Below are 11976 nucleotides of genomic sequence, written 5' to 3'. Positions count from 1 at the left end.
TTTAATTTGTTGTAAAAATCTTATAGAGAGTGAAACGACGAAAACCAAAGAAAAGAGCAGAAAGACAAGCCTTGCCCCTACATAAAATCATAAAGTAGAATGATACTATATGTCGCTTCATTAAAGGACAAATGTACAAAATCCCCTATAAACATAACAGTGTTTTTTTACTCTCCCCACCTATAGGAATCTATTTTAAGATCCGCTAGGGAGAATATCCTATCTACCACCGTAGCAGCTAACTCTTCCATAGTCTGGGGAAGACTGTAAAAGGACGGACTCGCCGGACATATAATACCCCCTGCCTGTGTTACACTGGCCATATTATTGATATGGATAAGGCTCAAAGGAGTTTCTCTCGTTACCAGTATAAGCTTTCTTCTTTCTTTCAGAATTACATCCGCAGCCCTGGTCGTCAGATCTGAAGAAGTACCATTAGCAATCCGCGCCAAGGTACCCATTGAACAAGGGCATACCACCATTGTATCATAATTGGCCGACCCTGATGCAAATGGTGACATAAAATCATTCTTCGAATAAAACACGAAATTCTTATAGTCATTGTATCCTTCATTCTGCAATTCAAAGCGCCATACATCCTTGGCATTGTCAGACATCACAACTCCCACATGAGACACCTGATCTCCCATTCTCCCCAACTTATCCAATAACACCTTAGCATACAAAGAGCCTGAAGCTCCCGTCACAGCGACCACTACTTTACGTTTCATAACTAATTACATTAATCTGTCATTTCCCTCATCCCCGCGATACGCAAGGATTTTAAAAAAACCATATCTCTTTCTTATCTATACAATCGATATTTTGTTAGATATAGCTTGCGACAAAGCTAGTCAAAATTTCAGCATGCACGGTGATTTAACGTCAGTCCAATAGCATAAAAGCAGTTAAAATCAAATTTTCATGACACCATCGAATCTCCAACAGCAAGGAACCGCGCCAAAAAATAGAGGGTGAGCCCTTCAATACCAATGGTTAAAAAAAGATCATAAAAAAAGGGTCGAATAAGAAATATTCGACCCTACATCTACCTATGAAAAACATGCCCTTGGGGAGGGCAATACAAATGTACTAAGAGTAAGGATATTTACAACGTATTGATCCATATTTTATTAGGGGTTTCCCTATATTTGTAGCCGTTTAGCTACAACGACACTCTGACACCCACTTCCTTTGCTATCAGATTTCCTAATTTTCGAAAATATAGTCTGCATGAATTAATTAACATTTCAGATATTACCAACATTTTATCCAAATACCCTTTTTTTTTATTTATTTCGAAATAGTAAAAAGTGTTATTATACTATGAGTTCGACCATAATAGAAGAATATATCGAAACAGGTAATCATCAAGACCTTGAATTATTACTAAGCCAGGACAGCAGTCTTGTCCATCAAAAGACCAGTCATGATATTTCACCGCTTCTATTGTCCTGCTATTACCACAAGCCACAGGTTACACAAGTTATTTTAAAATTTATCACTACAATCACTATACACGAAGCCTGTGCTACAGGCCTCTTGCAGCACATCCAAATGATGATCGAGCATAAGAAAGAAGTGGTAAATGAACGCTCTGACCATGGTTTCACCCCTTTAGGGATAGCTGCTCATTTTGGAAAAGAAGATGTCGTACGTCTTCTGCTCTTACATCATGCCAATCCCAACATCGCCTCCCAAAATGGTTACAATACCTACCCATTGCATGCGTCCCTTGCTGCCAATCACGTCGGCATTACCAAGATGCTGATCGAAAGTGGTGCAGAAGTGAATGTTCTTCAATATGGAGGTATCGCGCCCCTACATTTAGCGGCACAGCATGGTAATATCGATCTGATTATCAATCTTCTCGAACAAGGAGCAGATATAACACAGCTTACCAACACCGGACAATCAGCTTCTGATCTTGCTGTAGACAAAGGCTTTACAGAGCTTGCAGATATTCTAAAGATTTAATTCGAGGGCCTTAGGATAACCACACCTATAGCGCAGTCCAAACATTTTTTACGATCGCAATAAGCGGTCTTCAGGTGCAATAAGGCTTGAGAGTCTGCCGCACTCTGACAGGATATGCCCTGGGTTTTATAATATGCTATTACAGCATTTTTTTCGGTAGGTAACTGTTCCATCCAGGCCAGTGCCCGTTCTGTCAAATGGTCCTGCCCCAAGAATTTCCCATAGGAAAACAATACGGGAATAAAGCAGTTTATAGCCACAAGATGAAGATAAGCATCACTCCAACGTGTACTATGCTTTTTTGTTGCTTTACCAAATCGATAATGAGTGATCCAATAAGCATCGAGCTCCGTGCTACGCATTCTACCAAGCAACTGTTGCAAACAGTCTGTCGTACGCATCCTTTCCAATCCATATACCAATACCGGTAGCTGTGCGGCCAACTGCGCCAACCGGTAAGTTGGAAAATTATAGGGCCGTGTCCGCATAAATTTCCAATAGGTCGGGGACATATTCTGAAGACCATGTAACTTTTTCAGCACCGAATACATAGTCTTCAGCTCTACAAAATAATCATCATTACATTCCTCTTCCAAAAAACCTGCTACGCCAAATAGCAACGCCGTTATTTTTTCGGGTGCATCAAGATATTTATACAGCAGATTAGGTGCAATTCTATACAATAACTCTTCAAAAGCGATAGCATTTACATTGGTCCCAAATGCTCGCGCTACCCCGATCAGGAATACTCTTTCCCAATCTTGCTTCGTAGCATTTAGCCACCCGGAGTTCCGTTTACATTTCGCCTCCAGCCTTTCAATCGCTAGACGTGTCAGCCAACCGGGCTTTAACAATGTCAAGACCTGCTCCATGCGTCCTTCACAAGGAATTTTAAGGTGTTGCTTGCTTAGATCATTGTAACGCTGTAATAGTTGTGGCTTCACATAATCGCTCAATAGCAGTGTGGGCATCAAAGTTCCATCGGACCGCTCTATATCTCCCGCCCCGCCCTTCCATACCACATGTAATATGGTAGCATTATAAGCCGGATCCAAATGATGACCGTGCTGCTTCCAATCCACCTCATTAAGATGTATCTCGACATGCCCCTTCCATCGCACATGATCCAGTTCGATCAACGCGTACTCAAAATCAGGACCTGCATTCTGATTATACAGTCCCACGTCGATAACCTTAAGCGCTTCCCCTTCCTTGGTCTTTAAGTTAACTTGGTCATACAGTCTATAGCGCCAGATAAAATGAAGTAACTCCTCTGGATAGTCCATCCTTAAAGATAGAAACAATAAGCTGAACAACAAATATTTACAACCAAATATTAACGATAGTATATTCTCAAAGTATCCGTAGCCACTTGCTTTTCCTCTTGCGGCAGCTGTCCCAATGTCGGAGCAGGTATACCGCTTCCCCAGTCAACATCCCCCACAAATACCCGAGCTTCATCCCACAATCCAGCTTTGATAAACAAGTCTAGTGTTTTTACCCCTCCTTCAATAATGAGCGATTGAACATCCATCAGATAGAGCTGATATAATATATTTTGAGGCAGGTATAGATCAAAATTTTCTATCGCTATATATTTCAAATAGTCATTCCATGCTGTCTTTTCTGCATTAAATATAATCAGATCCGTCTCATGGTTTCCAAAAAGGCGATTACTGGTAGGCACGGCGAGCTTTTTGTCGATCAGGACACGCTTGGGTGACCTGCCTGACCAGAGCCTATTATCCAACATCGGATCATCCACCAACGCCGTAGCTGTGCCGATCAAGATCGCATCTTCTTCCGAACGCCATTTATGGGTCAATTGTTTGCTCGCTTTATTACTTATCCAACGTTGGCTACCATCCTCTGGAGCAAAATATCTGTCTCTGGTTTCAGCCCATTTCAGTATCACATAAGGCCTATGCTCTTGTATCCGTGTAAAGAATCTTCTGTTCACAAAACGACACTCATCCTCCATTACACCTACTTCTACAGCTATACCTGCATCACGTAGCTTCTGTATCCCCAATCCATTCACCTTAGCAAAAGGATCACCGCATCCTATAACGACCTTCTGTACCCCTAGACGGATCAGCATATCCGCACATGGAGGTGTCTTACCGTAATGTGCACAAGGCTCCAGCGACACGTATACCGTACTCCCCTTCAGCATATCCAAGGCTGTCTCCTCTCCATAAGCCAGCCTAACAGCATTGACCGCATTCACTTCAGCATGTGCTCCTCCATAGGGCGAGGTGTAACCTTCCCCTATGATCTTACCTTCATATACGATTACAGCGCCTACCATAGGGTTTGGACTGGTCGTCCCTGCCCCCAACTCTGCCAACGCTATACAGCGACTCATGAATTTGTGATTTTCAGCCATACTGCAAATTTACAATTTCATAGCTGAATAATTATCTTCGATAATAGCTAAATTTGTCTCATGAACAACACATGGCATGCTATAAGCCGATCATTTCAGGAAGTATTGCAGGAACTCTATCCCGCATCAGAAGTAGAACAGATATACTTGCTCGCCGTAGAAGACATTACAGCCACGGCCCCAAGCCAATATCATCGCATTCGAAATGAGATACCGTCAGTAGAACAAACCAACCGACTGCAAGAGATCCTTTCGCAGCTCCAGACCGGTAGACCTATACAGCAGATATTAGGGTATGCGCATTTCTATGGTCATATATTCGAGGTTAGCGAAGATACCCTTATTCCTAGACCTGAGACCGAAGAACTCGTACATCTCATCCAGCAGGACCATCGGGACCACTATGCGATGGATTTTATCGACATAGGTACAGGGACAGGTTGCATCCCTATTTCTCTAGCAATACGTATGCCCCAACATAAGTATTGGGCATTAGACATATCCCCCAATGCCCTAAACGTTGCCAAACGAAATGCTCAAAAACACAGTACTAACGTCCAATTCATCCAGGCCGATATACTGGAGTGGGATCTTGTTTTTCAGCAAGAGCAGACCTATGACGTCATCGTTAGCAACCCTCCTTATATTACACAAGCAGAAAAAAAAGAAATGCATCAAAACGTCTTAGCCTTCGAACCGCACAGCGCGCTGTTTGTCGAAGACAGTGCCCCCCTTTTATTTTACGACTATATTGCTGATTTCGCCAAATCCCACCTACGTCCAAACGGACGACTTTATTTCGAAATCAATCAATATCTGGGAGCCGAAACAGTGGAACTCCTTTCCAAAAAAGGCTTTCGACAGATACAATTGTACAAAGATATCAATGGCGCTGACCGAATAATACGCGCCAGCCTCTTGTAGCGCATTTTATCCAGCTATTTATTTCATTTTTTTTCACTGAGGAACAATTGGTTAAAGCCATAGCTAGAAAATAACACAGCAAAGAGTTGGCACATATCAAGGTTTTTTCTACCTTTGCATCACTTCAAACAACGAAGGATAATTCAAAATAAAGAATTAAGATTCCGTAGCTCAGCTGGTAGAGCAATACACTTTTAATGTATGGGTCCTGGGTTCGAATCCCAGCGGGATCACAAAAAAGCTTCACTGCAAAGTGAGGCTTTTTTTGTGCCCCTTAGGGTCGAACCAGAGGGTTCGAATCATAGAAGGATCAGGGATAAGCTGGGGTCTTGCGGGGCTGATCCAACCCCAGCCTCTTCATCAAAACGAGATTATAAACCGTCTTCTCTTTAAACTTACCATTCTCAAATACGAAGAGCAGGTCATAAACGAAAAAGGCTCCAATATAAATTAGAGCCTCTTCCATATCAATTCAACACATTGTATTATTTTTCTATATTCACCCAAATCGGTGGATGATCCGAAACCTGAGACAAAACCAACTTCCCTCCCAGCTTCATTTCCGTCTCAATCTTACTCCCTTTAAAAACAGGCTTATTACCTGTTCCATTATCACTATATAAAACATAATCGATGGTATTTTTGACTTTTCCATCATTGTACGTCAACGGAGTCACCGGTACAAACGATTGAGCCAATATATTATAGGCTTCATTCGTCGTATTGTTGATATTCAAGTCACCGGCTAGATATACAGGTTTATTGATTTTCTTGATTTCCTGCATCACTATCTTAGAAGATTCCACACGATTGGCATCAATCAGATCATAGTGAGTAGCAATAAACCAAAAGTCCTCAAACTCGACCATTAACAAAGCACGTTTTTCTTCTCCGGGCAAGGCCACCTTTTTGGTACTCAACACCTTCAGATCAGCATTCACAAGCACCCCCACACCTACCGAAGCCGTACCAAATTCATGTGCCGGACCATATATATAACGGTACTTTTTCTTAGTTTTTGAAGCAATATCAGCTAATAGATAGCGTTTATTCTGTCGATCTACAAATCCACTATCCAGCTCCTGTACAGATAGAATATCATAATCCAAGGCATCGATCACCGTTGCCACATTTTGTGTATTCTGATCCGTATATGCCGGGGTCCCAGTATTACTTTTACAGTAATAGACATTGTAACTACCGATTCGCAATGTGCCTTTTTTAGAGGGTTGTACCCCTCCGTCATCTCCATCTGAGCCTGATTGACATCCCCACACAACCGTACATACTAGTAATAAGGGAATTATAAATATAAATTTTCTTAATGATTTCATAATATGTCTATTGTATATAAGTTACCAACCTGGATTTTGAACTAGATTTTTATTCGTATTGATATCCTGGATATGAATGGGCAATAAATAATTTCTCGGTGATGTAAACCCACGCTTACCGCTTTCATCCATGATTACACGTTGATAGAATGCATTTTTGGTAGTCCCATACACGTTCCAGGCGTATTCTGGCTTATTGAGCTCTATATGAGCTACTTTCCATCTTCTCAGATCAAAATACCGTTTATTCTCCATAGCCATCTCAATTGATCTTTCACGGCGTATGAGTTCCCGCATTTTCTCACCTGTAGGAACACCTCCTACCGGGTCCCATGCTGCTTGCACTGTAGGAATTCCGGCACGGATACGGATTTTGTTTAAATACTCCATCCCTTCGTTGCTCAACTGTCCATCCGATTCAAAATCAGCCTCCGCATATGCCAGATACAATTCGGCCAACCTTATTTCCGGAAAAGCATAGCGTACAGCATTGAACTGATTCGTAGATGCCGTGTAGCTGGATTTAGGATGCACCCATTTCTTACCAAAATAGCCTGATGACGAGTAGTATTCTACCCCAGCCTGGTACCCCTGTTGCGCTCCCGCCAATGCATTGATAGTAATATTCGTACTACCGAAAGCATATTTACCACCGTCATAACCTATGGAAGCATAAAACCGTGGCTCACGTTCCAGATTGACTAAAGCCGTATTATCTCCCGCCGAATACACCCATAAGTCTTTTCCTTTCGTCATAGGATCCACGTCTAATGGCAAGCCATTCTTTGTATAATATTCTCCGACCAGCGTCATTGTAGGAGCAATATTACCCAAAGGCCTCGCATTTCCGGAATTAGTCACCTTAGGGATCAGATACCGTTGATTATTCGTTACTCCCGAAGTATGTGTCAGTCCCCAGATCACTTCACTATTGAATTTTTCGACAAAAGCATACGTATAGTTCAACACCGCCTGTTCCGCTGCTATTGCGGAGGTTGTTTTGGTTTCATAGTATAGCTTCATTTGATTACTTTCGGCCAATTGGATTGCTTCTTTAGCCGCCTGCATGGCCTTATTCCATTTCTGAGCATCGTATTGTAGGTTCACGAGCTGTTCACCATCCGGATTCTTAAAATCCGAATAAAACTCGCTATTACCATTAAACAATGGACTGGCCGCTGTCAATAAAACCCTTGCCTTTAAAGCTTTGGCAACAATACTTGTCACCCGTCCCAGTTCATTCTGTTCTACCGATGGAGGAAGATTAGAAGCCGCATCATCAAGTTTATTACATACGAATTCGACACATCTGTCATAAGGAGCTCTAGTTACCAAAAGTTGGTCTTCCGGAAGATTTACCGGTATTTCTTCCTCCACCAGAATAATCGGACCGTAAAACTGTAATAAGATCTGATGATAGTATGCGATCAGATAATCAGCCTCTCCCGTCCATCTTTTACGATTATCCTCTGCAAGATTGTGTACCAGTTTCAATCGGTTCTTAAATTCATAGCATTTACGGATCCGGGCATATAGATCATAAGTAATCCGTGACGACTTATTGGACCAAAAATTAAACCAAGGATTGTTTATACTATACTCTTCATAAACGATAGCTTTATAAGGATACCAATGTGTAGCCCCCAGCTTGGAGGTAACCAACTCGTTTGTACCTACAAATATAGGCGAGTCCTGAAAAAAGAAAAGATCAGGAATACCATTGTACAGACCATATAGCGCCTTTTGCGCTTCATTTTCATTTTTAAAAGCATCTTCGAGCGTAGGCTTGTCATCTGGCACTACGTCCAGATAACTGCAGGATGTTACCGTCAAAGCAGCAGTCAACAGTCCTATCTTTGTTATTGTATTAAATATCTTCATCAGAATAAATGCTACTTGTTACTGTATATTGACTTAATTAAAATTGAACTGCACACCAAATCGGGCCGTGCGTTGCAGGGGATAACTTAATCCGGATCCTCCACCTAACTCTGGATCCCAATTTTTGAAAGACGAAATCCGAAACAGATTAGTTGCCGCAAGATAAATCCTAAACAGCTTAAAATCATAAGATAGCTCCACATCCTTCAAGCGAATAAAACTGGCATTGCGCAACCAGAACGTCGAGTTCTGTCTATTATGAGCGTTCGCTTCATTATCTAATCTTGGATAAAGGGCATTTACATCGGGATTGCTTTCCTGCCAATAATTATCACCTATAAACTGCATCACATTATGTTCATTCTTATCAAAGGGATGAATATCCGCCATCATCAGCGAGCTTTTTCCCGTTCCTTGAAAATTGAAAGAAACGCCCAGTTTACGATAAGCCACAGACATTCCAAAACCATAGATCATTTGTGGAATAGTAGGATTCCCGATCACCATTTTATCGTTATCATCAATAACATTATCACCATTGAGATCCCTATATTTGATATCTCCGGGTCTTACATCAGGTTCATAAGTAGATTTAGCCCATCCTTTTATCTCCTCCTCCGAAGCGAACAATCCCTCTGCCACCAGTCCGCGGATACTATTCAGAGGATGTCCAATTTCAGATAAATAAGGTTCCTTCTGCTGAGGTTCATCCCGATCCAATAATTTATTGACCACATAGGTAAATGTACCCCTTGTCGAAATACTTAGATCATCAGAAATTGTGGTATGGTAATCTAATGTAAAATCTACACCTTGATTCCGAACCTGCCCAATATTGGCATAAGGTAATATAGCACCGAGACCTAGATGCGATGGGATAATACGTCGCTGCATAAAAATATTAGAACGGTCTTCCCGGAATACATCCGCTACCAACGTAAACTCATTCTTGATTCCCAGTTCAAAACCCAGATTGGCCTTCTTCCCTATTTCCCACTGTGCATCCTCATTGCCCAATAAGGTTACATTAGGCCCAGACAGCGTATTATTGAAGTCATATCCAAATGTATATCCTTTTGAATTTAAATCCACATTAGTGATATAAGGGAAGCGAGCATTGATCTTATCATTCCCCACCAGGCCATAAGAGCCTCTTACCTTTAAGAGAGAAACCGTCTCCGCCCAATTTTCAAAAAAAGGCTCATTAGAAATCACATAACCCGCCGCTATAGAAGGAAAGAAACCAAACCTATTTCCTTTCTTAAAGTTCTCAGAGCCGTTATATCCAAAATTAAACTCTGAGAAATACGTATCCCGATAATTGTATGTCAGACGGCCTGCCAGTCCCTGTTCCCGTTGTGGCAACACCGCCAAAAGCGAGCTTCCGGGCATATTATTATTGTATTGATTCTGATGATACAGCACCATAGCATTAATATTATGCCTATTTTGCAAACTCACGCCATAATCTAACGACAATTGATAAGTAAACTTGCGTTCGCCACCTGCACCAGAGCTTGTGCTGAGCGCAGTCTGCCCCGGCTCGCCCATAGAGGCCAAGGTATAATCATATACACCATCTTTATTGACCGACCACTTATCAATAGCAAAATAGTGAGGTTTAAATGATCGGGACACCTGCGTGTTTGAATAATTATTAAACGAGGCCAGCGCTTTAAACTTTAAGCCATCAAGAATAAAATCCAGCTTTTGGTTCAGATCCACGATCCCTAGTGTCGTTGTATTAAAAGTCTCTTGGTACCCCTTTACCAGATCGGCATAGGGATTGGGATAGTATCCCTGTGCATAAGGTCCCGATGCAGTTCCAAACAGGGTATAGTCTTCTCCATTCAAAGCCGGAAATGTAAGCGGAAAAGCAATAGGTGATGCTGTCAGGGTACTATAATACAGGTTGCTACTGCTTACACCTGGACCATACAACTCTCTGAATATGGCATTGACCTTAACTCCCAGCGTTGTCGTTGACGTCAGATTTGCAGAGACGTTACTCTGTAGATTATAGCGTCGATGATTAATGTTATTCTTGTATCTTTTCTCTATCGTATTGAAAAGACCATTTTCATTAAAAAACGAGCCATTGACAAAATAGTTCAGCTTACTAGCTCCCCCCGTTACATTCACATTGACATTCTCATTATGCGTATACGGTTTAAATAACGTCTCATACCAGTTTACATTTGGAAATATGGCATCGTTCAATCCCTGCGAGGTCCCCTCGATCTTATCCTGTGTGAATCGCGGCTTATAGTTATTATTGATCTCTCGGGCCTTGATAGCCTCATTAAACATATTCATATACGTCACACCATCTACCATCTTCATTTTTTGGGTATGCGAAGACGTACCACCTTCGAGTCTCACATTGATGCTCATCCGTTCTAGGTTCTTACCATTTTTGGTCGTGATCACCAATACCCCATTTGCACCTCTTGTACCGAATAAAGCTGTAGCCGTAGCATCCTTCAGTACCGAAAACTGGTCGATAACCTCAGGTGGAATAGAATTCAGAATCTGCATATTGATCTCTACACCATCCAAAATAATCAAGGGATTGATATTTCCTGCAAAAGAAGACACCCCTCTTATCCAGAAATTCGCTCCGTCAGCTCCCGGTTCGCCCGATTTCTGTACGGCCACTACCCCCGCTATCTTTCCCGCAAAGGATGATGTAAATGAACTCGAAGTGGTCTTCAGTGCCGAAGGCTTTATAGTCTCTACTGCCCCTACCAGGCTTTGCTTTTTTTGTGCCCCGTAACCGACTACCACCACTTCTTCCAGATCACTCTGCTCTTTTTTCAGATAGACATACTCCGACGCACGGATCGAGGCTATGCTAAGAGAGATCGGCTTATAGCCCACCAAGGAAAAGCTCAGTTCGGTAACAGCCTCAGGCAGTTTCAAAATAAACATACCGTTCTGATCTGTAGACGTGCTGAGATTGGCCTGCGGTTTCGCAGACACGGTGACCCTTTCTAATTTAAGGCCATCTTCATCCACTACAGTCGCATTGACGGTTTTCACCTGGCCTCCTGTAGACGTACCGTTGAGTCTGGCAGACTCCACTTTCGTCTGTTTGGCTCGGATCGAAATACTATTATCCCGTTCCATGATTTCCAGGTTCGTTCCCTTAAGTAGTTCCCGCACGATATCCACCAAGGGTATAGCGGTAAACTTGACGGCCTTAATTCTGTGATTTTTTAATTCATCTTTAGCATAATAAAAATTGACATCGGTCTGTTTACGAAGCTGCTCTATTGCAGCAGGTAGATCACCACCTTTCAGCGTTACAGTGATCTTCTTTTTAGTCTCCTGCGCATAGGACGTCGATACCGATAGTAAGGTCAATAGTCCCATTAGGAAAATAAGAGGGTAATATTTCTTTCTCCAAATGGAAAGAAATGCATTTTTTTTGTTCATATTTGAATGGTCTAATATCTTTTCAAAGGTTTT

At 41.9% G+C, this 11976-nt stretch carries 8 protein-coding genes and 1 tRNA gene; 3 read left to right on the top strand and 6 right to left on the bottom strand.

What is annotated here, in order from left to right; all coding sequences use genetic code 11:
• Positions 1-167 precede the first annotated feature (167 nt).
• Positions 168-731, bottom strand: coding sequence for a UbiX family flavin prenyltransferase (locus JKG61_RS02780; RefSeq protein ID WP_202101459.1), 564 nt, complete (start codon positions 729-731; stop codon positions 168-170).
• A 595-nt stretch (positions 732-1326) separates the two neighbouring features.
• Between JKG61_RS02780 and JKG61_RS02775 the strand changes: the two genes are divergently transcribed.
• Positions 1327-1977, top strand: coding sequence for an ankyrin repeat domain-containing protein (locus JKG61_RS02775; protein ID WP_202101458.1), 651 nt, complete (start codon positions 1327-1329; stop codon positions 1975-1977).
• Here JKG61_RS02775 and JKG61_RS02770 read toward each other — a convergent pair.
• Positions 1974-3263 carry a DUF2851 family protein gene (locus tag JKG61_RS02770; RefSeq protein WP_202101457.1) on the bottom strand — a complete coding sequence of 430 codons (1290 nt, stop codon included), beginning with the start codon at positions 3261-3263 and terminating at the stop codon, positions 1974-1976. The two genes, JKG61_RS02775 and JKG61_RS02770, sit on opposite strands and share 4 nt — an antisense overlap.
• Before the next feature lie 50 nt (positions 3264-3313).
• Positions 3314-4366 carry a bifunctional diaminohydroxyphosphoribosylaminopyrimidine deaminase/5-amino-6-(5-phosphoribosylamino)uracil reductase RibD gene (ribD, locus tag JKG61_RS02765; RefSeq protein WP_202101456.1) on the bottom strand — a complete coding sequence of 351 codons (1053 nt, stop codon included), beginning with the start codon at positions 4364-4366 and terminating at the stop codon, positions 3314-3316.
• A gap of 60 nt (positions 4367-4426) precedes the next feature.
• Here ribD and prmC point away from each other — a divergent pair, with 60 nt between their 5' ends.
• Positions 4427-5290: a peptide chain release factor N(5)-glutamine methyltransferase gene (gene prmC, locus JKG61_RS02760; RefSeq protein WP_202101455.1), complete on the top strand. Its 864-nt coding sequence runs from the start codon at positions 4427-4429 to the stop codon at positions 5288-5290.
• A gap of 160 nt (positions 5291-5450) precedes the next feature.
• A tRNA-Lys gene (locus tag JKG61_RS02755) sits at positions 5451-5523 on the top strand.
• 252 nt (positions 5524-5775) lie between these two features.
• Here JKG61_RS02755 and JKG61_RS02750 read toward each other — a convergent pair.
• Genes JKG61_RS02750 through JKG61_RS02740 form a run of 3 tightly spaced genes read right to left on the bottom strand, consistent with a single transcriptional unit; the run spans position 5776 to position 11943 of the window.
• Positions 5776-6624: an endonuclease/exonuclease/phosphatase family protein gene (locus tag JKG61_RS02750; protein WP_202101454.1), complete on the bottom strand. Its 849-nt coding sequence runs from the start codon at positions 6622-6624 to the stop codon at positions 5776-5778.
• A gap of 21 nt (positions 6625-6645) precedes the next feature.
• Positions 6646-8505 (bottom strand): RagB/SusD family nutrient uptake outer membrane protein, encoded by a 1860-nt coding sequence (locus JKG61_RS02745; RefSeq protein ID WP_202101453.1) that lies wholly within the window; start codon positions 8503-8505, stop codon positions 6646-6648.
• Between the two features lie 33 nt (positions 8506-8538).
• Entirely contained in the window at positions 8539-11943 is a 3405-nt protein-coding gene (locus tag JKG61_RS02740) for a TonB-dependent receptor (RefSeq protein ID WP_202101452.1), read from the bottom strand.
• Positions 11944-11976: the final 33 nt, after the last annotated feature.

This window comes from Sphingobacterium faecale, from assembly GCF_016746095.1.
GTDB classification, from domain to species: domain Bacteria; phylum Bacteroidota; class Bacteroidia; order Sphingobacteriales; family Sphingobacteriaceae; genus Sphingobacterium; species Sphingobacterium faecale.
Note: the sequence above shows the minus strand (reverse complement) of the source record. Positions and strands in the feature narration are given on the sequence as shown.

Bases quoted from the DNA above. Each gene is read 5' to 3' on its own strand.
- JKG61_RS02780 (WP_202101459.1), bottom strand. From the start codon at position 731: ATGAAACGTAAAGTAGTGGTCGCTGTGACGGGAGCTTCAGGCTCTTTG.
- JKG61_RS02775 (WP_202101458.1), top strand. From the start codon at position 1,327: ATGAGTTCGACCATAATAGAAGAATATATCGAAACAGGTAATCATCAA.
- JKG61_RS02770 (WP_202101457.1), bottom strand. From the start codon at position 3,263: ATGGACTATCCAGAGGAGTTACTTCATTTTATCTGGCGCTATAGACTG.
- ribD (WP_202101456.1), bottom strand. From the start codon at position 4,366: ATGGCTGAAAATCACAAATTCATGAGTCGCTGTATAGCGTTGGCAGAG.
- prmC (WP_202101455.1), top strand. From the start codon at position 4,427: ATGAACAACACATGGCATGCTATAAGCCGATCATTTCAGGAAGTATTG.
- JKG61_RS02750 (WP_202101454.1), bottom strand. From the start codon at position 6,624: ATGAAATCATTAAGAAAATTTATATTTATAATTCCCTTATTACTAGTA.
- JKG61_RS02745 (WP_202101453.1), bottom strand. From the start codon at position 8,505: ATGAAGATATTTAATACAATAACAAAGATAGGACTGTTGACTGCTGCT.
- JKG61_RS02740 (WP_202101452.1), bottom strand. From the start codon at position 11,943: ATGAACAAAAAAAATGCATTTCTTTCCATTTGGAGAAAGAAATATTAC.